At 70.8% G+C, this 19,527-nt stretch carries 19 protein-coding genes and 1 tRNA gene; 9 read left to right on the top strand and 11 right to left on the bottom strand.

Annotated features, from left to right (window positions below; all coding sequences use genetic code 11):
* The first annotated feature begins 46 nt into the window (after positions 1-46).
* The 6 genes from VO99_RS15185 (at position 47) to VO99_RS15160 (ending at position 7,892) form a co-directional block, all read left to right on the top strand.
* Complete coding sequence (locus VO99_RS15185) at positions 47-1,222, top strand: isovaleryl-CoA dehydrogenase (RefSeq protein WP_046113728.1); 1,176 nt, start codon at positions 47-49, stop codon at positions 1,220-1,222.
* Positions 1,223-1,225: 3 nt separating this feature from the next.
* A complete protein-coding gene (locus tag VO99_RS15180; protein ID WP_046113727.1) occupies positions 1,226-2,833 on the top strand; it encodes a carboxyl transferase domain-containing protein in 1,608 nt (535 codons plus the stop codon).
* A 17-nt stretch (positions 2,834-2,850) separates the two neighbouring features.
* Positions 2,851-3,645, top strand: coding sequence for an enoyl-CoA hydratase/isomerase family protein (locus VO99_RS15175; protein WP_046113726.1), 795 nt, complete (start codon positions 2,851-2,853; stop codon positions 3,643-3,645).
* A 22-nt stretch (positions 3,646-3,667) separates the two neighbouring features.
* Positions 3,668-5,671, top strand: a complete 2,004-nt coding sequence (locus tag VO99_RS15170) for an acetyl/propionyl/methylcrotonyl-CoA carboxylase subunit alpha (protein ID WP_046113725.1) — start codon at positions 3,668-3,670, stop codon at positions 5,669-5,671.
* Complete coding sequence (locus VO99_RS15165) at positions 5,668-6,585, top strand: hydroxymethylglutaryl-CoA lyase (protein WP_046113724.1); 918 nt, start codon at positions 5,668-5,670, stop codon at positions 6,583-6,585. Before VO99_RS15170 ends, VO99_RS15165 begins: the two co-directional genes overlap by 4 nt.
* Positions 6,586-6,689: 104 nt before the next feature.
* Positions 6,690-7,892, top strand: coding sequence for a tetratricopeptide repeat protein (locus tag VO99_RS15160; RefSeq protein WP_052736352.1), 1,203 nt, complete (start codon positions 6,690-6,692; stop codon positions 7,890-7,892).
* On the opposite strand, the gene VO99_RS15155 is transcribed toward VO99_RS15160, so the two are convergent.
* The 8 genes from VO99_RS15155 to VO99_RS15120 form a co-directional block, all read right to left on the bottom strand.
* The gene (locus tag VO99_RS15155; RefSeq protein WP_046113723.1) at positions 7,879-8,685 is read right to left on the bottom strand and encodes an enoyl-CoA hydratase/isomerase family protein; all 807 of its coding nucleotides are present in this window, start codon (positions 8,683-8,685) and stop codon (positions 7,879-7,881) included. The two genes, VO99_RS15160 and VO99_RS15155, sit on opposite strands and share 14 nt — an antisense overlap.
* Entirely contained in the window at positions 8,685-9,464 is a 780-nt protein-coding gene (locus tag VO99_RS30835) for a response regulator (protein ID WP_198156956.1), read from the bottom strand. The genes VO99_RS15155 and VO99_RS30835 overlap by 1 nt, the downstream gene beginning before the upstream one ends.
* Positions 9,464-10,963 carry a PAS domain-containing sensor histidine kinase gene (locus tag VO99_RS15145; RefSeq protein WP_046113722.1) on the bottom strand — a complete coding sequence of 500 codons (1,500 nt, stop codon included), beginning with the start codon at positions 10,961-10,963 and terminating at the stop codon, positions 9,464-9,466. Before VO99_RS15145 ends, VO99_RS30835 begins: the two co-directional genes overlap by 1 nt.
* A 105-nt stretch (positions 10,964-11,068) precedes the next feature.
* Positions 11,069-12,025: a CvpA family protein gene (locus VO99_RS15140; RefSeq protein WP_046113721.1), complete on the bottom strand. Its 957-nt coding sequence runs from the start codon at positions 12,023-12,025 to the stop codon at positions 11,069-11,071.
* Positions 12,026-12,141: 116 nt separating this feature from the next.
* Positions 12,142-12,232: transfer RNA gene (locus tag VO99_RS15135), tRNA-Ser, on the bottom strand.
* Positions 12,233-12,289: 57 nt separating this feature from the next.
* Positions 12,290-13,585 (bottom strand): serine--tRNA ligase, encoded by a 1,296-nt coding sequence (gene serS, locus VO99_RS15130; protein ID WP_046113720.1) that lies wholly within the window; start codon positions 13,583-13,585, stop codon positions 12,290-12,292.
* Between the two features lie 106 nt (positions 13,586-13,691).
* The gene (gene ispH / locus VO99_RS15125) at positions 13,692-14,666 is read right to left on the bottom strand and encodes a 4-hydroxy-3-methylbut-2-enyl diphosphate reductase (RefSeq protein WP_046113719.1); all 975 of its coding nucleotides are present in this window, start codon (positions 14,664-14,666) and stop codon (positions 13,692-13,694) included.
* A complete protein-coding gene (locus VO99_RS15120; RefSeq protein WP_046113718.1) occupies positions 14,666-15,109 on the bottom strand; it encodes an FKBP-type peptidyl-prolyl cis-trans isomerase in 444 nt (147 codons plus the stop codon). The genes ispH and VO99_RS15120 overlap by 1 nt, the downstream gene beginning before the upstream one ends.
* Positions 15,110-15,165: 56 nt before the next feature.
* Here VO99_RS15120 and radC point away from each other — a divergent pair, with 56 nt between their 5' ends.
* Both radC and VO99_RS15110 read left to right on the top strand, forming a co-directional pair.
* Positions 15,166-15,843 carry a RadC family protein gene (gene radC, locus VO99_RS15115; protein WP_046113717.1) on the top strand — a complete coding sequence of 226 codons (678 nt, stop codon included), beginning with the start codon at positions 15,166-15,168 and terminating at the stop codon, positions 15,841-15,843.
* Complete coding sequence (locus VO99_RS15110) at positions 15,840-16,469, top strand: Smr/MutS family protein (RefSeq protein WP_046113716.1); 630 nt, start codon at positions 15,840-15,842, stop codon at positions 16,467-16,469. Before radC ends, VO99_RS15110 begins: the two co-directional genes overlap by 4 nt.
* Positions 16,470-16,562: 93 nt before the next feature.
* Here the strand turns inward: VO99_RS15110 and VO99_RS15105 are convergent, their stop codons facing one another.
* The 3 genes from VO99_RS15105 to VO99_RS15095 are packed head-to-tail and all read right to left on the bottom strand — an operon-like array spanning position 16,563 to position 18,523.
* The gene (locus VO99_RS15105; protein WP_083440622.1) at positions 16,563-16,964 is read right to left on the bottom strand and encodes a group II truncated hemoglobin; all 402 of its coding nucleotides are present in this window, start codon (positions 16,962-16,964) and stop codon (positions 16,563-16,565) included.
* Positions 16,964-17,734, bottom strand: coding sequence for a MinD/ParA family protein (locus tag VO99_RS15100; RefSeq protein WP_046113715.1), 771 nt, complete (start codon positions 17,732-17,734; stop codon positions 16,964-16,966). The genes VO99_RS15105 and VO99_RS15100 overlap by 1 nt, the downstream gene beginning before the upstream one ends.
* Positions 17,735-17,740: 6 nt before the next feature.
* A complete protein-coding gene (locus VO99_RS15095; RefSeq protein ID WP_232315371.1) occupies positions 17,741-18,523 on the bottom strand; it encodes a GGDEF domain-containing protein in 783 nt (260 codons plus the stop codon).
* Between the two features lie 134 nt (positions 18,524-18,657).
* Here VO99_RS15095 and VO99_RS15090 point away from each other — a divergent pair, with 134 nt between their 5' ends.
* Positions 18,658-19,527 (top strand): CheR family methyltransferase, encoded by an 870-nt coding sequence (locus VO99_RS15090; RefSeq protein ID WP_046113713.1) that lies wholly within the window; start codon positions 18,658-18,660, stop codon positions 19,525-19,527.

Raw genomic sequence — 19,527 nt, 5'->3', positions numbered from 1 at the left:
CCGCGCCTGGCCTATCCTGCCGGCAGAACCCTCGGAGACCTTGCCCATGAACCTGCTGCCCGGACTCAACTTCGCGCTCGGCGAAACCATCGACATGCTGCGCGACACGGTGCAATCCTTCGCCGCCAGCGAGATCGCGCCGCGCGCCGCGGACATCGACCGCGAGAACCAGTTCCCCGCCGACCTGTGGAAGAAGCTCGGCGACCTGGGCCTGCACGGCATGACGGTGAGCGAGGAATACGGCGGCACCGGCCTGGGTTACCTGGCGCACATGGTGGCGATGGAGGAGGTGTCGCGGGCCTCCGCCTCGGTGGGCCTGAGCTACGGCGCGCACAGCAACCTGTGCGTGAACCAGATCCACCGCAACGGCACCGCGCAGCAGAAGCAGAAGTACCTGCCCAAGCTGGTGAGCGGCGAGCACGTGGGCGCGCTGGCGATGAGCGAGCCCAATGCCGGCTCCGACGTGGTGAGCATGAAGCTGCGCGCCGAGCGCCGCGGCGACCGCTATGTGCTCAACGGCAGCAAGATGTGGATCACCAACGGGGGCGATGCCGACACCCTGGTGGTGTACGCCAAGACCGAGCCCGAGGCCGGCGCCAAGGGCATGACGGCCTTCATCATCGAGAAGGGCTTCAAGGGCCTGGGCTTCGGCCAGAAGCTGGACAAGCTGGGCATGCGCGGCAGCAACACCTGGCCCGTGTTCTTCGACAACTGCGAGGTGCCGGCCGAGAACGTGCTGGGCGCCGAAGGCGGCGGCGTGAAGGTGCTGATGAGCGGCCTGGACTACGAGCGCGCGGTGCTCAGCGGCGGGCCGCTGGGCATCATGGCCGCCTGCATGGACGTGGTGACGCCCTACGTGCACGAGCGCAAGCAGTTCGGCCAGAGCATCGGCGAGTTCCAGCTGATGCAGGGCAAGCTGGCCGACATGTACACCACCTGGCAGGCCTGCCGCGCCTATGCCTATGCGGTGGGCCAGGCCTGCGACCGCGAAGATCACAGCCGCACGCTGCGCAAGGACGCGGCCGGCGTCATCCTCTACACCGCCGAGAAGGCCACCTGGATGGCCGGCGAAGCCATCCAGACGCTGGGCGGCGTGGGCTACACCAACGAGTACCCCACCGGCCGCCTGTGGCGCGACGCCAAGCTGTACGAGATCGGCGCCGGCACCAGCGAGATCCGCCGCATGCTGATCGGCCGCGAGCTGTTTGCCGAGACGATGTAAGCCATGCAAGCCCTTCAATCGCAGATCAGCACCCGCAGCGACGAGTTCAAGGCCAACGCGCAGCGCATGCGCGAGGTGGTGGAAGACCTGCGCGCGCAGGTGGCCCGCACCGCACTGGGCGGCGACGAGGCCGCGCGCCAGAAGCACCTGGCCCGCGGCAAGCTGCTGCCACGCGACCGCGTGCAGCAGCTGCTCGACCCCGGCACGCCCTTTTTGGAGATCGGCCAGATGGCCGCGCACGGCATGTACGACGGTGCTGCGCCGGCGGCCGGCATCATCACCGGCATCGGCCGCGTGCAGGGGCAGGAATGCATGATCGTGGCCAACGACGCCACGGTGAAGGGCGGCACCTACTACCCGATGACGGTGAAGAAGCACCTGCGGGCGCAGGAGATCGCCGAGGCCAACCACCTGCCCTGCATCTACCTGGTGGACTCGGGCGGTGCCAACTTGCCCAATCAAGACGAGGTGTTCCCCGACCGCGACCACTTCGGCCGCATCTTCTTCAACCAGGCCAACATGTCGGCCCAGGGCATTCCGCAGCTGGCCATCGTGATGGGCTCCTGCACCGCCGGCGGCGCCTACGTGCCGGCGATGAGCGACGAAGCCATCATCGTGAAGAACCAGGGCACCATCTTCCTGGGCGGCCCGCCGTTGGTGAAGGCCGCCACCGGCGAAGTGGTGAGCGCCGAGGACCTGGGCGGCGGCGACGTGCACACGCGCGTGTCGGGCGTGGCCGATCACCTGGCCGAGAACGACGGCCATGCGCTGTACCTGGCGCGCCGCATCGTGGCCAGCTTCAACCGCCGCAAGCCCGACACGGTGACGCTGGAGCCGAGCGAAGAGCCGCTGTACGACCCCGCCGAGCTGTACGGCGTGATCCCCGCCGACACCCGCAAGCCCTACGACGTGCGCGAGGTGATCGCGCGGCTGGTCGACGGCTCGCGCTTCGACGAGTTCAAGGCCCGCTACGGCGCCACGCTGATCACCGGCTTCGCGCGCCTGTATGGCATGCCGGTGGGCATCGTGGCCAACAACGGCATCCTGTTCGGTGAATCGGCGCAGAAGGGCGCGCATTTCATCGAGCTGTGCGCCCAACGCGGCGTGCCGCTGGTGTTCCTGCAGAACATCACCGGCTTCATGGTGGGCCGCAAGTACGAAAACGCCGGCATCGCCAAGGACGGCGCCAAGATGGTCACCGCCGTGGCCACCGCGCAGGTGCCCAAGCTGACGATGGTGATCGGCGGCAGCTTTGGCGCCGGCAACTACGGCATGTGCGGCCGCGCCTTCGGCCCGCGCTTCCTGTGGATGTGGCCCAACGCGCGCATCAGCGTGATGGGCGGCGAGCAGGCGGCCAGCGTGCTGGCCACCGTCAAGCGCGACGGCATCGAGGCCAAGGGCGGCCAGTGGGCCGCGGAAGAGGAAGAGCGCTTCAAGGCCCCGATCCGCCAGCAGTACGAGGACCAGGGCCACCCCTACTACGCCACCGCGCGGCTGTGGGACGACGGCGTGATCGACCCCGCCCAGGCGCGGCGCACGCTGGGCCTGTCATTGGCCGCCGCGCTGAATGCGCCGATCGCGCCCACGCGCTTCGGCCTGTTCCGCATGTGATGGCGGGAGTGACGACGATGCCCACTTGCATAGACATCTCCCACCAGGGCCCGGTGGCGTGGCTGTGGATGAGCCGCGCCGAAGTTCACAACGCCTTCGACGAAAGCCTGATCGCCGAACTGACCGGCGCGCTGCAGGCGCTGGACGCCGACGAGGCGGTACGCGTGATCGTGCTGGCCGGCCGCGGCAAGAGCTTCTCGGCCGGCGCCGACCTGAACTGGATGAAGCGCCAGGGCGCCGCCAGCACCGAGGACAACCTGGTCGATGCCCGCCGGCTGGCCGAGCTGTTCCGCGTGCTGGCCGAATGCCGCACGCCCACCATCGCCCGGGTGCAGGGCGCCGCGATGGGCGGCGGCATGGGCCTGGCCGCGGCCTGCGACATCTGCGTAGCCAGCACCGCCGCGTCGTTTGCCACGTCGGAAGTTCGGCTGGGCATCCTGCCCGGCGTGATCAGCCCGTACGTGGTGCGCGCCATCGGCGAGCGCCAGGCCTACCGCTATTTCCAGACCGCCGAGCGCATCAGCGCCGCCCGCGCCCGCGAGCTGGGGCTGGTGCACGAGGTGGCCGAGCCCGAGCAGCTCGACGCCGCGGTGCAGGCCGTGGTGGACGCGCTCCTGGCCGGCGGCCCGAAGGCGCAGGCGGCTTCCAAGGCGCTGATCCGCGCGGTGGCCCACCGGCCGGTGGATGCGGCGCTGATCGAGGACACCGCCCGGCGCATCGCCGAGTTGCGCGCCACGCCCGAAGCGAAGGAGGGCCTGGGTGCCTTCCTCGACAAACGCGCGCCGGCCTGGAAGCCGGCCGCAGCCGAATAAAGCCATCAGGAGCTTCAAGCCCATGTTCACCAAGATCCTGATCGCCAACCGCGGGGAGATCGCCTGCCGCGTCATCAAGACCGCGCGCCGCATGGGCATCGCCACCGTGGCGGTGTACTCCGAGGCCGATGCCAATGCGCGCCATGTGCGCCTGGCCGACGAGGCGGTGCTGATCGGCCCGGCCGCCGCGCGCGAGAGCTACCTGGTGGCCGACCGCATCCTGCAGGTGGCCAAGGACACCGGCGCGCAGGCGGTGCACCCGGGCTACGGCTTCCTGTCGGAGAACGAGGAATTCGCCGAAGCCTGTGCCGCCGCCGGCATCACCTTCATCGGCCCACCGGCCTCGGCCATCCGCGCCATGGGCTTGAAGTCGGCCGCCAAGGCGCTGATGGAAAAGGCCGGCGTGCCGCTGACGCCCGGCTACCACGGCAGCAACCAGGACCCGCAATTCCTGGCCGAGCAGGCCGGCCGCATCGGCTACCCGGTGCTGATCAAGGCCAGCGCCGGCGGCGGCGGCAAGGGCATGCGCCGGGTCGACAAGCCGGAGGACTTCATCGCCGCGCTGGCCAGCTGCCAGCGCGAGGCCACCAATGCCTTCGGCAACGCCAACGTGCTGGTGGAGAAGTACGTGCTCAAGCCGCGGCACATCGAGATCCAGGTGTTCGGCGACACCCAGGGCAACGTGGTGTACCTGTTCGAGCGTGACTGCTCGGTGCAGCGCCGCCACCAGAAGGTGCTGGAGGAAGCGCCCGCGCCCGGCATGACGCCGGAGCGCCGCGCCGCCATGGGCCGCGCCGCGGTGGAAGCCGCCAGGGCCGTGGGCTACGTGGGCGCCGGCACGGTGGAGTTCATCGCCAACCAGGACGGCAGCTTCTACTTCATGGAGATGAACACCCGGCTGCAGGTTGAGCATCCGGTCACCGAGATGATCACCGGGCTGGACCTGGTGGAGTGGCAGCTGCGCGTGGCCGCCGGCCAGCCGCTGCCGCTGACGCAGGAGCAGCTGCAGATCGATGGCCATGCCATCGAGGCCCGCATCTACGCCGAAGACCCGGACAAGGGCTTCCTGCCTTCCACCGGCCACCTGATCCACCTGGCGCCGCCGGCCGAGGGCGAGCATGTGCGCATCGACACCGGCGTGGAGCAGGGCGACGAGATCACGCCGCATTACGACCCGATGATCGCCAAGCTCATCGTGTGGGACCAGGACCGCGACCTGGCGCTGGCCCGCCTGCGCACCGCGCTGGCCCAGTACCGCGTGGTGGGCGTGGCCAACAACATCGAGTTCCTGGCGCGGCTGGCCGCCTGCCCGGCCTTCAGCCAGGCCGACCTCGACACCGGGCTGATCGAACGCGAGGCCGCCTTCCTGTTCCCGGAAGCCACCGACCCGCCCGACGAGGCCTGGCTGCTGGCCGCGCTGGCCGAGCTGCTGCACGAGGCCGCGGCCCAGGCGCGGCGGGCGGCCACCGCATCGCCGTGGGACGCGCTGGACGGCTGGCGCCTCAACGGCCAGGGCGCGCGCGAGCTGCGGCTGCGCCGCGGCGAGCTGCAGCGCAGCGTCGGCGTGGTGAGCGTGCCGGGCGGCTGGCAGCTCACGCTGGACGGCGGCGCGCCGGTGCTGGCCCGCGGCGAGCTGGGCCGTGACGGCGGCAAGAGCGGCAAGCTGCATGCGCAGCTCGGCGAGCGCCGGCTGCATGCGGCGGTGGTGATCGCCGGTGAACGCCGGCATGTGTTCCTCGACGGGCACACCCATGCGCTGGTGCGGGTGGACACGCTGCACACCGGCGGCCAGGGCGACGACGCCCACGGCGGCCTGCGCGCGCCCATGCCCGGCAAGGTGATCGCGCTGCTGGCACCGGCCGGCAGCACCGTCGACAAGGGCACGCCGCTGCTGGTGATGGAGGCGATGAAGATGGAACACACCCTGACCGCACCGGCCAACGGCACGGTGAAGGCCTACCGCTGCGCCCCCGGCGAGCAGGTGGCCGACGGCGTGGAGCTGGTGGAATTCGAGGTGGCGCCATGACGACGAACCAGGTCCGCATCGTGGAAGTGGGCCCGCGCGACGGCCTGCAGAACGAGAAGCAGGTGGTGACCACGGCCACCAAGCTCGAGCTCATCGGCAAGCTGGCCCTGGCCGGCCTGCGCGACATCGAGGCCACCTCCTTCGTCTCGCCGAAGTGGGTGCCGCAGATGGCCGACCATGCCGCCATCATGGCCGGCCTGCACGACCTGCCGGCCACGCCGCAGCCGGTGAACTACCCGGTGCTGGCGCCCAACATGAAGGGCTACGAGGCCGCGGTGGCCGCGGGCGCGAAGGAGGTGGCGGTGTTCGCCGCCGCGTCGGAAGCCTTCTCGCAGAAGAACATCAACTGCTCCATCGCCGAATCCATCGCTCGCTTCGAGCCGGTGTTCGAAGCCGCGCGGCGCGACGGCGTGCGGGTGCGCGGCTACTTGTCCTGCGTGATCGCCTGCCCGTATGAAGGGCCAGTGGCGCCGCAGCAGGTGGCCGAAGTGGCGCGCCGGCTGTTCGAGCTGGGCAGCTACGAGGTCTCGCTGGGCGACACCATCGGCACCGGCACGCCGGCCACGGTGCAGCGCATGCTGGAAGCGGTCGCCGCAAACATCCCGGTGGCGCAGCTGGCCGGCCACTACCACGACACCTACGGCATGGGCGTGGCCAACGTGTTCGCCTCGTACCAGTTCGGGCTGCGCAGCTTCGACAGCTCGATCGCCGGCCTGGGCGGCTGCCCCTATGCCAAGGGCGCCACCGGCAACGTGGCCACCGAGGACGTGGTGTACCTGCTGCACGGCCTGGGCGCGCACACCGGCATCGACCTGGATGCGCTGGTGGATGCCGGCGCGTGGATCAGCGAGGTGCTGGGCCGCGCCAGCCAGTCCCGCGTGGCGCGCGCGCTGCTGGCCAAGCGCGCGGGCTGACGGCCCCGCGGCACACCGCGGCGGCCCGGTTCAGGGGTGGCACGCTTGCCGCGCCTGCCGCGCAGGCGTAGCGTGGCCGGGTCGTCTGCCACTCCGGAGCTGCCATGCCAGCCACCGCGCGCCCTGCCCCGTGGAACCTGCTGCCGCTGCCGGGCTGGCGGCGGCTGCGGCCGCTGTGCTGGCTGGCGGCCAGCGTGGCTGCGCTGGCCGGCTGCGCCAGCACGCCGCCCGGCGCCCTGCCCCCGGTGCCGCCTGCCGATGCCCGCTTCACCCCGGCCAGCATGCCCATCAGCGCGGAGGAGGTGTTCGCCCTCAGCCCGGCAATGCGGCAGTACCTGGCCGGAAGCCTGCCGCGCCCGGCGCAGCAACGGCAACCCGCGGCGCTGGTGCAGGCGCTGAACACCCGCGGCGACCTGCGGCTGGAGTACGACGCCACCATCACCCGCACCGCGGCGCAGGCCTTCGAGGCACGGGCCGGCAACTGCCTGTCTCTGGTCATCATGACGGCGGCGCTGGCCAGGGCGCAGGGCCTGGCCGTCACCTACAACCTGGTGCAGGCGGAGCCCGCCTACACCCGCGAAGGCGGCCTGCTGTTCACCAGCGGCCATGTCAACCTGACGCTGGGCCGGCCGCTGCGCGACGCCGGCAGCCGCTACGACCTGCAGGCCTTCCTGACGGTGGACTTCCTGCCGGGCGAAGACCTGCTGGGCCAGAAGCGCCAGCCCATCTCCGAAGCCATGGTGCTGGCCATGTTCATGAACAACCGCGCCGCCGAGGCCCTGGCGCAGGGCCGCCTGCCCGAGGCGCATGCGCATGCACGCGAGGCGCTGCGGCATTCGCCAGGCTTCGAGCCGGCGCGCAACACGCTGGCGGTGGTGTACCTGCGCGGCGGCCTGCCGGCCGAGGCCGAGGCGCTGTTGCGCACGGTGCTGGCCCGCGCGCCCGAGCACCGCGACGCGCTGGACAACCTGCGCATGGCGCTGCAGGCCCAGGGCCGCAGCGACGAGGCGGCCGCGGTGGCCGCACGGCTGGCCGCGATCGAGCCCGAGCCACCCTTGCGCTCCTACGACCGGGCGATGGCCGCCCTGCGCCAGCAGGACTTCGGCGCCGCGCGCAGCCTCTTCCAGCGGGAGATCGACCGCGGCGGCTGCGGCGCGCCCTGCCACCACGGGCTGGCCATCGCCTGGCTGGGCCTGGGCAACCCGCCGCAGGCGCAGCGCGCGCTGCAGGCCGCGCGGGACGCCAGCGGCAACAGCCAGCAGCGTGCGATCTACGCCGCCAAGCTGGAACGCTTCAACGCCCGCTGAACCGCGGCGGCCGCCGCGCCGCGAAGGCCGCGCGGCCCTCGGCGAAATCGGCGCTGGCCATGCTGGCCGCCTCGCGCCGGCGCAGCAGCGCTTCGTCGTAGCGGCCGGCCGCGATCTCGTTGAGCGACTGCTTGGTGGCCTGCGCGGCCAGCGGCGCCAGGCCGGCCAGCCGCGTGGCCAGCTGCTGCACCGCGGCGTCGAAATGCGCCGCATCGACCACCTGCTCGAAGAGCTGCGCGGCATCGGCCAGCCGCTGCACCGGCAGCGCCTGGCCGGTGAGGAAGGCGCGCTTGGCCAGGTTGAGCCCCAGCCGGTTGGCGTAGCGGCGCAGGCCGCTGGGGTAGTAGTGCAGGCCCAGCATGCAGGCGGGCATGCGCAGCTCGGTACCGGCCAGCGCCAGGCGCAGGTCGCAGGCCAGCACCAGGTCGGTGGCGCCGCCGTACACGCTGCCGTTCATCGCGCACAGCGTCAGCGGGCGGGCACGTTCCAGCGCCTCGGGCACCCGCTCGAACAGCTGCGGACCGTGGTCGCCCTGGTCGAAGCCGCCCACGTGGTAGCCGGCGCTGAACACCGGCCGCGGCTGGCCGGTGGTGTCGGCCCGCAGCACCAGCACGCGCACCGCTGGCTCGGCATCCACTTGTGCGATGGCGTCCAGCAGTGCATGCAGGTCGTCGTCGGTCAGGCTGTTGCGCTGTGCCGGCCGGCGCAGGCTCAGCGTGGCAATGTGCGAGGGCTTGTCGATCCGCAGCTGCGGCGGGCCGGCTTCCGGCGGGTGTTTGGGTTCATCGTCCATCAGCCATTCTGGGCCGGCGCGGGCGGCCGGCGCAGGCAGGCACGCACCTCGGCCACCAGCTGCTCCGGTGACAGCGGCCGCATCAGGTAGCGGGTGGCGCCCAGGGCCAGGGCCTGCTGCTCCATCACCGAATCGTGGTGGGTGGAGGTGATGAAGATGAAGGGCACGTCGCGCAGCGCGGGCACCTGCTTGACCTGCTGGATGAAGTCGAAGCCGCCACCCTCGGGCATGCCCACGTCGGACAGGATCAGGTCCGGCGGGTTGTAGCGCGCCATGGCCAGGGCCTCGTCGGGCCGGTGGGCGGTGAGCACGCGGAAGCCCAGCGGCACCAGGCAGCTGCGCTTGAGCAGCAGGTTGGCCGGCACGTCGTCCACCACCAGCAACAGCGGCTGGCCGGCATCGCCGGGCGCGGCGGCAGGCCGCAGGAAGCCTTCGATCCAGCCATTGAAGGTCTTGGGATCGATGGGCTTGGAGGCATAGCCGTCGAAGCCCATCGACATCAGCCGCTCGCGGTCGCCGCGCATGGCGCTGGCCGTCACCGCCAGCAGCGGCACATGCGCGGTGCGCACGTCGGCCCGCAGCGCACGCGCCACGTCGATGCCGCTCATGCCCGGCAGCTCCACGTCCAGCAGCACCAGGTCGGGCACCGACTCGCGCGCCAGCGCCAGCCCCTGCTCGCCGTCGATGGCGCCGATCACCTCGTGCTGGTAGGCCTTGAGCAGGTAGGTCATCAATGCCAGGTTCACCGCATGGTCCTCGATGACCAGGATGCGTGCCATCAGCAGCGCTCCATCACCAGCGAGAAGCGGCTGCCCGCCCCCGGCTGGCTCTCCACCTCGATGCGCCCGCCCATCAGCGTGGCCAGGGTGGCGCACACATGCAGGCCCATGCCGGTGCCGTCGGGCCGCCGCCGCGGGTCGCCCACCTGGGTGAAGGCGGCGAACAGCCGGGCCTGGTCCTCGGCACTGATGCCGATGCCGTCGTCCACCACGTCCACCCGCCAGGCGGGGCCGGCGGCGTCCGCGGGCTCCGCCGCGCCGGCGGCCATGCGCACACTGCCGCGGTCGGTGAACTTGATGGCGTTGTTGACGAAGTTGATGACGATCTGCCGCAGCGCGCGGCGGTCGGCCTGCTGCAGCAGCGGCTCGCGCGGCACGCTCACCTCCAGCGCCAGCGTCTTGGCCTGGGCCAGCGGCTGCAGCTGCGCATGCACCTCCTGCAGCAGCGCGCCCACGTCCACCAGCTCCGGCGACAGGCGGTACATGCCGGCCTGGATCTTCGCCAGGTCCAGCAGGTCGTTGATCAGCGACAGCAGGTGCTCGGCACTGCTCTTGACGATGCCGAGCTGGTGCTCCTGCTCGGGATTGATCTCGCCCGGCAGCCGCATCAGCAGGATGCCGGTGAAGCCGAGGATGGCGTTCAGCGGCGTGCGCAGCTCATGGCTCATGGTGGCCAGGAAGCGGTCCTTGGCCTGGTTGGCCACGCGCAGCTCGGCATTCATCTTCTGCAGCGCGGTCTCGGTCTGCTTGCGCTCGCTGATGTCGCGGATGGCGCTCATCACCAGGTCGTCGTCCTCGCTGGTGAGCGGGCTCAGGCTGATCTCCACCGGGAACTCCTGCCCGTCGCGCCGCAGGCCGTACAGCTTCAGCCCGGCGCCCATGTTGCGCAGCTGCGGCGCGCGGTGGTAGCGCATGCGGTGGCCGAAATGCGCGCTGCGGTAGCGCTGCGGCAGCAGCATCTCCATCGAGGCGCCCACCATCTCGGTGCGGCTCCAGCCGAAGATGCGCTCGGCCTGGCCGTTGAACAGCACGATGCGCCCGCCCTGGTTGACGATGATGATGGCGTCGGGCACCGACTCCAGCAGGTCGCGGTAGCGCTGCTCCACCTGCCGCGCATCGCGCGCCACCTTGAAGGTGGTGACGTCCTTGCAGCTCATCACGAAGCCGCCGGGGCCGGCCTGGGAGGCCAGGCTGCGCAGGCCGATGTCCACGTACAGCAGGCGGCCGTCCCGGTGGCAGCGCAGGGCGGCGCGCAGCAGCACGTCCTGCGCCTCGGCGTCCCGGCGGGCGGCCAGTTCCTCGTCGATGCGGTCGGCCGGCACGATGAGGTCCGTCAGCAGCCGGCCCTCGGCCTGCGCGGGCGTGTAGCCGAAGATCACCTCGGCCATGCGGTTCCACAGCATCACCTCGCCCTGGACGGAGAGCACCACCAGCGCATCGGGCGATTCCTCTCGCCACAGACGCTCATAGCTCTGGCCTGCAGGCAGGTCTCGCTGCATGCGTACTCCTTGACAGCAGCGCTGGGTGCGCCGGTGCAGGTTAACAGCCCCAGTGGCCAGTGGGCAGGGGCCATCCCCGCCTGGCGCACCGTGCCGCCGCAGCGCTCAGTTGCGGAAGTTCTGCGTCACCATCAGCCCGTGGCGGCCGCCGTCCAGCACGCCGATGCCCACGCGGCCGAAGGCCGGCCGCAGGATGTTGGCGCGGTGGCCCGGCGAGTCCATCAGGCCCTGGTGAGCCATGCCCAGCGTGCGCGCCAGCGCCAGGTTCTCGCCCGCGGCCAGGTAGCGCAGCTGGCCGGCGCGCATGCGGTCGAAGGGATCGCGGCCCTCGGGCGTGATGTGCGAGAAGTAGCTGCGCGCGAACATGTCGCGCGAATGGGCGCGGGCCACCTCGGTGGCGGCCGGATCGGCGGCCAGCGGCTTCAGGCCCTGCCGCTGGCGCGCCTGGTTCACCAGCACCAGCATCTGCGCTTCCAGGTCCGGCCGCGGGCGGGGATCGGTCACGGCGAAGGGCAGCTTGACCGTGTCGCGCGAGCCCGGGCGCACCGTCAGCTTGTTCAGCGTCTGCTGCACCGCCGGGTCGAAGATCGGCCCGAGCCGGGCCTCCACCCATTCCGCCGGGGCTGCCAGCCGCTCGGCCAGCAGGCTGTCGCGCATCGCGGTGCTCACGCGGTCGGAGAACGGCATCACCAGCAGCAGCATCGCCACGACGGTGGCGTTGATCAGCCCGTTGGCCGTGCCAGGCAGCATGCCCAGCGCCCGGTTGGCGCCATGGCCATGCACCGGCGCCGGCACCCGCCGCAGCACCGCCTGCGCCACCGCGCCCAGCAGGATGCGCGCGACGATGTACAGCCCGAGGAAGCTCGCCGGCGCCGCCCACACGCCCAGCGCGGCCTGCTGCGCACCCAGCCAGGCCGCCAGCGGCGCGTAACCCACGAAGGCCACCAGCACCGCGGCCACCAGGCACAGCAGTTCCACCGCCGACAGCACGAAGCCGCGCCGCCAGCCCACGAAGACGCTGGCCAGCACCACGAGGCAGATCAGGGCATCGGCGAGGTTCATGCGCCCTGCGCGGCAACTGCAGTACCCGGCCGCGGCCGCCACGGCCGGCGCGGGCAAAAAAAAGCCGCCCGATGAGGGGCGGCTCTTGGAAGATCAACGTCGTTCAACGTTTGTTTTGGCGGAAAGGGTGGGATTCGAACCCACGGTACGGCATAACCGTACACCGGATTTCGAGTCCGGCGCATTCGACCACTCTGCCACCTTTCCGGGTATCTTGTGTGGTCTCGCTGTGGTCAGCGAAGCCGCGCAGTATACCGCACCGCGTCAGGCGCGCAACACCGCCAGGCCGTTCATGTAGGGCCGCAGCACCTCGGGCACCTCCACCGAGCCATCTTCCTGCTGGTAGTTCTCGAGCACCGCCACCAGCGCGCGGCCCACCGCCAGGCCCGAGCCGTTGAGCGTGTGCACCAGCTCGGGCTTGCCCTGGGCATTGCGGAAGCGGGCCTGCATGCGGCGCGACTGGAAGGCCTCGCAGTTCGAGCACGAGCTGATCTCGCGGTAAGTGCCCTGCGCCGGCACCCACACCTCCAGGTCGTAGGTCTTGGCGGCGCTGAAGCCCATGTCGCCGGTGCACAGCGTGAGCACCCGGTACGGCAGGCCCAGCTTCTGCAGCACGGCCTCGGCATGGGTGACCATCTGCTCCAGCGCGGCGTAGCTCTGCTCGGGCGTGGTGATCTGCACCATCTCCACCTTGTCGAACTGGTGCTGGCGGATCATGCCGCGCGTGTCTCGGCCGGCGCTGCCGGCTTCGCTGCGGAAGCACGGGCTGTGCGCGGTGAGCTTGATGGGCAGCTGCGCGGCGTCCAGGATCTGGCCACGCACGGTGTTGGTCAGCGAGATCTCCGAGGTGCTGATCAGGTACTGCTCGGCCTGCTCCTCGTCGCCGCCGCGCAGCACCCAGAACATGTCTTCCTTGAACTTCGGCAGCTGGCCGGTGCCTTCCAGGATCTCGCGGTTGACGATGTAGGGCGTGTAGCACTCGGTATAGCCGTGCTCGGTCGTCTGCAGGTCCAGCATGAACTGCGCGAGCGCCCGGTGCAGCCGCGCGATCGGCCCGCGCAGGAAGCTGAAGCGCGAGCCCGACAGGCTGCTGCCGGTCTCGAAGTCCAGCCCCAGCGGCGCGCCGATGTCGACGTGGTCCTTCACCGCGAAGCCAAACTCGCGCGGCGTGCCCCAGCGGCGCACCTCCACATTGCCGGTCTCGTCGGCGCCCACAGGCACGCTTTCGTGCGGCACGTTGGGCACGCCCATGAGCATCGACTGCAGCTCGGCCTGGATCACTTCCAGCCGGTCGGCCGAGGCCTTCAGCTCGTCGGCGATGGCGGCCACCTCGGCCATCAGCGGCGCGGTGTCCTCGCCGCGGCCCTTGGCCTGGCCGATCTGCTTGCTGAAGCTGTTGCGCTTGGCCTGCAGCTCCTCGGTGCGCGTCTGCAGGCGCTTGCGTTCGCCTTCCAGCGACGAGAAGCGCTCCACGTCGAGGAAGGGCTGCGGGTTCTTGCGGGCCTCGAGCCGGGCGATGGTGCCGTCGAGGTCGCGGCGAAGCTGGTTGATGTCGAGCATGACGAAATCCTTGGGACTGATGGCTTTCAGGCCGCTGCAGCGCGGCCGGCACCGCGGCAGGGCCGCGGCGGCGAGCGGTCCGGCCGCGCACAGGCGGCCACGCCGCTCAAGATCGGGAGGCGGCCACCTCGGCCATCGACTTGTCGCCCAGGCCCATCGGCAGCGGGAAGCGGATGGTCTCCTGCACGCCGTCCATCTTGCGCACGGCCACCGCACCCATCTCGCGCAGGCGGGCGATGACCTGCTGCACCAGGATGTCGGGCGCCGAGGCGCCGGCGGTCAGGCCTACGCGGGTGCGGCCTTCGAACCATTCGGGCTGCAAGTCGCTGGCGGCATCGACCATGTGGGCCGGCGTGCCCAGGCGCTCGGCCAGTTCGCGCAGGCGGTTGCTGTTGCTGCTGGTGGGGCTGCCCACCACGATCACCACGTCCACCTGCGGGCTCAGCACCTTGACCGCGTCCTGGCGGTTCTGGGTGGCGTAGCAGATGTCCTGCTGCTTGGGCTCCTTCACCAGCGGGAAGCGGCGCTTCACCGCGGCCAGGATCTCGGCGGCGTCGTCCACGCTCAGGGTGGTCTGCGTCACCACGGCCAGCTTGTCCGGCCGGGTGACGGGCGCGCGGTCCACGTCCCCCACGTCTTCCACCAGGAAAATGCCTTCGCTGAGCTGGCCCATCGTGCCTTCCACCTCGGGGTGCCCCTTGTGGCCGATCATGATGAACTGGTAGCCTTCCTTGTGCAGCTTGGCCACCTCCACGTGCACCTTGGTCACCAGCGGGCAGGTGGCGTCGAAGATGCTGAAGCCGCGCTCGTGCGCCTCCTGGCGGACCGCCTGCGACACACCGTGCGCGCTGAACACCAGCGTGGCGCCGGGCGGCACGTCGGCCAGGTCCTCGATGAAGATGGCGCCCTTGGCCTTGAGGTCGTTCACCACGTAGGTGTTGTGCACGATCTCGTGGCGAACGTAGATGGGCGCGCCGAACTTCAGCAGCGCGCGCTCGACGATCTCGATGGCGCGGTCCACGCCGGCGCAGAAGCCGCGCGGCTCGGCCAGCAGCACGTCATGCTGTTGCGGCTCGCTCATCACAGCACCCCGATCACCGACACCTCGAAGGTGACGGGCAGGCCGGCCAGCGGATGGTTGAAGTCGAACAGCAGCCAGTCGTCGCCCTCCTCGCGGATGACGCCGGCATAGGCGCCCTGGCCGTCGGGCGTGGGGAACTGCACCACGTCGCCGCGGCGGTACACCGCGTCGGGGTCGCCCAGCTCGCGCAGCAGCGAGCGCTTGACCCGCTGCAGCATCTCGGGGTTGCGCTCGCCGAAGGCTTCGCCCGGGGCCAGCTCGAAGGTCTGGCGGGTGCCCTCTTCCAGGCCGATCAGGCGCGCTTCCATCGCGGGCGACAGCTCGCCGGTGCCCAGCGACAGGGTGGCGGGCTTCTCGGCGAAGGTGTTGACGATGTCCGCGCCGTCGGGGCCGGCGAGGCGGTAGTGCAAGGTCAGGAACGACCCTTCTGCGATGGCGGTCACGGCGACTCACGGGCGATAGACTGGGCCGCGATTTTACGGGCCGCGCCCTCTTGCCCATGTCACTCAAGGACTTGCCCGCCGAATTGCGCCCGCGCGAGAAGCTGCTGGCCCGTGGCCCGGCGTCGCTGGCCGATGCCGAACTGCTGGCCTTGCTGCTGCGCACCGGCACTGCCGGGCAGGGCGTGCTGGCCATGGCGCAGGCCTTGTTGCAGCGCTTTGGCGGCCTGCCCGGGCTGATGCAGGCCACGCTGGCCGAACTGAAGACGGTCAAGGGCCTGGGCGGCGACGCCAAGCGGGCGGAACTGGCCGCGGTGCTCGAGATCGCCCGCCGATCGATGGCGCAACGGCTGGCCGAGCGGCCGTTGTTCGAGAGCCCGGCCGCGGTGAAGGACTATGTCAGGCTGCAGCTGGGCGGCCTGCCCCATGAAGTATTCGCGCTGATGTTCCTCGACGCCCGCCACCACCTGATCGGCCTGGAAGAGATGTTCCGCGGCACGCTGAGCCAGGCCACCGTGTACCCACGCGAGGTGGTCAAGCGCGCGCTGGCGGTGAATGCGGCGGCGGTGGTGCTGGTGCACAACCATCCCTCCGGTCTGGCCGAGCCCTCGCGCGCCGACGAGCTGCTGACGCAAAACCTGAGCAGCGCGCTGCGGCTGGTGGACGTGCGGGTGCTCGACCACCTGGTGGTGGCGCGTGACCATGTGGTCTCGTTCGCCGAACGGGGGCTGCTGTGAAGCTCACCGACCTCAAGGCCCTAGGTCCGCTGAAGGCCGCGCTGCAGCAGGCCGAGCGCGAGGCCGCCGAGCGCCGCGCCGAGGAAGCGCGGCTGGCGCGCGAGCGCAACCTGTTCCAGCGCAGCGTGGCCGGCGTGGTGCCGCTGCGCGACAGCGGCCGCGTGACCGTGCTGCCGCCGCGGCCGCAGCCGCACCCGCGCCAGCGCGAGCTGGACGAGGCCGCCGCGCTGCGGCAGGCGCTGTCGGACGAGTTCGACGTCGAGTCGCTGCTGGAAACCGACGAGGGCCTGAGCTACCGCCGCCACCACGTGGGCGCCGACGTGCCGCGCCGGCTGCGCCGCGGCCAGTGGGCCATCCAGGCGCAGATCGACCTGCACGGCCTGCGCCGCGACGAGGCGCGGGAGCAGCTGGGCGACTTCCTGCACGAGGCGCAGGCCGCGGGCTTTCGCTGCGTGCGCGTGGTGCACGGCAAGGGCCTGGGCAGCCCGGGCCGCACGCCGGTGCTCAAGGGCAAGGTGCGCGGCTGGCTGGTGCAGAACCAGCTGGTGCAGGCCTTCGTCTCGGCCCGCGCGAGTGAAGGTGGGCATGGGGCGCTGGTGGTGCTGCTGGCGCCGAAGTCGACCTGAGAGCCCCGCCGAGGCCGCGCCGGGCCGCTCCCAAGCGGCCTCGGCACCCTCCCGGAGGTGGCGTCACGCCCCCGTGACGCCGGGTGCTGACATTCACCCGCCTTTGTTGCGCATCCAGTCCGCCGTACCCGCCAGCGCCTTGCCCAGCCGCTCGGCCATCGCCGGCTCGATGGCCAGCTCTTCCATCGCCTGCACCATGCAGGCCATCCACTGGTCGCGCTCCTTGATGCCGATGGCGAACGGCAGGTGCCGGGCGCGCAGCATCGGGTGGCCGAAACGGTCGATGAAGTGGTTGGGGCCGCCCAGCCAGCCGCACAGGAACCAGAAGAGCTTGTCGCGCGAGCCTTCCGTCGTGGTGGGATGCAGGCTGCGCAGGCCGGCGTAGGCCGGCTCCAGGTCCATCAGGTCGTAGAAGCGGTCGACCAGGGCGCGCACGCCGGGCTCGCCGCCGAGCAGGGTGAAAGCCGTGGGTGCGTCGGGTTCTTCGATGTCCATCAGGCCATTTTCGCCGCCAGCGCGACGATGGCCTGGGCCGCGGCCGAACCCGGGAAGGCTTCGAGCAGCAGCTCGCGCCGCAGCACCGCATCGCGCACGCTGGCATCGCTGGGCACCTCGCCCATGAACTCCAGCTGCAGTGCGGCATCCAGCCCCGGGCTCACGTAGCGGTCCACCACCAGCTGCAGCTGCTTGCAGATGCCGCGGCCCTCGCCGGGCCGGCCGGCCTGGTTGGCCAGCAGCCGGATGTGGCGCCGGCCCTGCGTGGTGGCCAGCACCTTGATGGTGGCGTAGGCGTCGGTCAGCGAAGTGGGCTCGGGCGTGGCCACCACCAGCACCTCGTCGGCCAGCGAGACGGTGTAGAGCACCACGTCGGAGATGCCGGCGCCGGTGTCCAGGATCACCCGGTCGTACAGCGGCTTGACGGTGTCCACCACCTCGATGAGCTTGTCGCGCACCTCGGGCGTGAGCCGCGAATACTCCACCATGCCCGAGCCGGCCAGCAGCACCGAGAAGCCGCCCGGCGCGGGCAGCGTGGCCTCGGCCAGCGTGTGTTCGCCGGTGAACACGTGGTGCAGCGTGATCTTGGGGACGAGGTTCAGCACCACGTCCAGGTTGGCCAGGCCGAGGTCGGCATCGAGCACCAGCACCTTCTCGCCGCGCTGCGCGCAAGCGGCGGCCAGGTTGGCCGAGACGAAGGTCTTGCCGACGCCGCCCTTGCCGCTGGTAACGGCCGTGATGCGCGCCTGCTTGGCAGTGGGTGTGGTCATGCGCGCTTACAGGTCCTGGAACTGGGAGCCGCCGAACAGCATCCCTTTTTCTTCGGGGCTGACGAGGGACACCGCCACGGGCTCGAGGCAGAAGCGGTTGCGCCCCTCGGCCTTGGCACGGTAGAGCTGCACGTCGGCTCGCTCCATCCACAGCAGCGCGGTGGAGCGCACCCATTGCGGCGCGAAGGCACCGCCCACGCTCACGGTGATGGGCAGCCGGTGCACCGAGCCGGCTTCGGCGCGGATGGCCACGGGGTCGCGCTCGATGCGGCGGCGCACGCGCTCGGCCACGGTGGGTCCGAAGGCGGGCGGGCAATTGGGCAGGATGATCGCGAACTCCTCGCCGCCCACGCGGGCCACGGTGTCCATCGGGCGCACGCATTCGCCCAGCACCTCGGCCACCCACTTCAGCACCACGTCGCCCGCGGCATGGCCGAAGGTGTCGTTGACCTGCTTGAAGTGGTCGATGTCCAGCACCAGCAGCAGCGCCGGCTCGCCGGAGCGGGCCACGCGGTCCACCTCGCGGCCGAGCGCCATCTCGAAGTGGCGGCGGTTGGCCAGGCCGGTGAGGGCGTCGCGCACCGACAGGTCGCACAGCGCGTCGATCACCGACTGCAGCCATTCGGTGCTGCCCGGCTCACCCGGCAGGTCGTCGCGCCCGGCCTGCCGCAGCAGCGACAGGGCGGCGTCCAGCTGCAGTCCGGCATCGAGCAGGGACGGCGGGCTCTGGGGCTGGCGCGGTATCAAGGCGGTCACGGTCATCTTCAGGTGGCGAAGTCTAGTGCTCACTTTGTCGATTTCCTGCCGATAAGCACTACAAACCCGCCCCTGTTCCGGCCTCCGCAGCGCCCGGCAGCCTCCGAGACTGGCGCGCACCGCAGCTGCTCCGGGCCCGCGGGCGCCTTTTCGCGCCTTACACACTCATGAACACCGTCGCACTCCCCTCACGCCAGGCCGAGGCCTTCGCCACCGGCCGCGCCGACCAGGAATTCCCGTTCGAGAAGGCCGACTTCGAGCGCGTGCGCCAGCTGATCTACCAGCGCGCCGGCATCAGCCTGCACGAGGGCAAGCAGGCCATGGTGTACAGCCGGCTGTGCCGCCGCCTGCGCGAGACCGGCCATCCGTCCTTCAGCGGCTACCTGCAATGGCTGGAGCAGCACACCGGCGCGGCCGCCGAGAGCGAGTGGCAGGAGTTCGTGAACTGCCTGACCACCAACCTGACCTCTTTCTTCCGCGAGTCGCATCACTTCGATGCGCTGGCGCTGGACCTGCGCGAGCGCGCCGGCCGGCCGCTGCGCATCTGGTGCAACGCGGCTTCCACCGGCGAGGAGCCCTACACCATCGCCATGACGGTGGCCGAGACGCTGGGCAGCAGCCCCAACGTGAAGATCACCGCCACCGACATCGACACCAAGGTGCTGGATACCGCGCGCCGCGGCGTCTACGACGCCAATGCCCGCGGCCTGACGCCCGAGCGGCTGAAGCGCCACTTCATGCGCGGCACCGGCCAGAACGCCGGGCTGATGCGGGTCAAGCCCGAGCTGGCCCGCATGATCGAGTTCAAGACTTTCAACCTGATGTCGATCTCATGGCAGTTCGGCGAGCCTTTCGACCTCGTCTTCTGCCGCAACGTGATGATCTATTTCGATGCCCCCACCCAGCGCCGCGTGCTGGAACGCACCCATGCGGTGATGCGCCCCGGCAGCCTGCTGTACGTGGGCCATTCGGAAAACTTCTCCGAGTCGCGCGACCTGTTCCGCCTGCGTGGCAAGACGATCTACGAACGGCTCTGA

It is taken from the genome of Aquincola tertiaricarbonis, assembly GCF_000969605.1.
GTDB classification, from domain to species: Bacteria; Pseudomonadota; Gammaproteobacteria; order Burkholderiales; family Burkholderiaceae_C; genus Aquincola; species Aquincola tertiaricarbonis.
This window is presented reverse-complemented; position numbering and strand designations above follow the sequence as displayed.

Excerpts from the sequence above, each read along its gene's own strand:
- VO99_RS15185 (WP_046113728.1), top strand. The coding sequence starts at position 47 with ATGAACCTGCTGCCCGGACTCAACTTCGCGCTCGGCGAAACCATCGAC.
- VO99_RS15180 (WP_046113727.1), top strand. The coding sequence starts at position 1,226 with ATGCAAGCCCTTCAATCGCAGATCAGCACCCGCAGCGACGAGTTCAAG.
- VO99_RS15175 (WP_046113726.1), top strand. The coding sequence starts at position 2,851 with ATGCCCACTTGCATAGACATCTCCCACCAGGGCCCGGTGGCGTGGCTG.
- VO99_RS15170 (WP_046113725.1), top strand. The coding sequence starts at position 3,668 with ATGTTCACCAAGATCCTGATCGCCAACCGCGGGGAGATCGCCTGCCGC.
- VO99_RS15165 (WP_046113724.1), top strand. The coding sequence starts at position 5,668 with ATGACGACGAACCAGGTCCGCATCGTGGAAGTGGGCCCGCGCGACGGC.
- VO99_RS15160 (WP_052736352.1), top strand. The coding sequence starts at position 6,690 with ATGCCAGCCACCGCGCGCCCTGCCCCGTGGAACCTGCTGCCGCTGCCG.
- VO99_RS15155 (WP_046113723.1), bottom strand. The coding sequence starts at position 8,685 with ATGGACGATGAACCCAAACACCCGCCGGAAGCCGGCCCGCCGCAGCTG.
- VO99_RS30835 (WP_198156956.1), bottom strand. The coding sequence starts at position 9,464 with ATGGCACGCATCCTGGTCATCGAGGACCATGCGGTGAACCTGGCATTG.
- VO99_RS15145 (WP_046113722.1), bottom strand. The coding sequence starts at position 10,963 with ATGCAGCGAGACCTGCCTGCAGGCCAGAGCTATGAGCGTCTGTGGCGA.
- VO99_RS15140 (WP_046113721.1), bottom strand. The coding sequence starts at position 12,025 with ATGAACCTCGCCGATGCCCTGATCTGCCTCGTGGTGCTGGCCAGCGTC.
- serS (WP_046113720.1), bottom strand. The coding sequence starts at position 13,585 with ATGCTCGACATCAACCAGCTTCGCCGCGACCTCGACGGCACCATCGCC.
- ispH (WP_046113719.1), bottom strand. The coding sequence starts at position 14,666 with ATGAGCGAGCCGCAACAGCATGACGTGCTGCTGGCCGAGCCGCGCGGC.
- radC (WP_046113717.1), top strand. The coding sequence starts at position 15,166 with ATGTCACTCAAGGACTTGCCCGCCGAATTGCGCCCGCGCGAGAAGCTG.
- VO99_RS15105 (WP_083440622.1), bottom strand. The coding sequence starts at position 16,964 with ATGGACATCGAAGAACCCGACGCACCCACGGCTTTCACCCTGCTCGGC.
- VO99_RS15100 (WP_046113715.1), bottom strand. The coding sequence starts at position 17,734 with ATGACCACACCCACTGCCAAGCAGGCGCGCATCACGGCCGTTACCAGC.
- VO99_RS15090 (WP_046113713.1), top strand. The coding sequence starts at position 18,658 with ATGAACACCGTCGCACTCCCCTCACGCCAGGCCGAGGCCTTCGCCACC.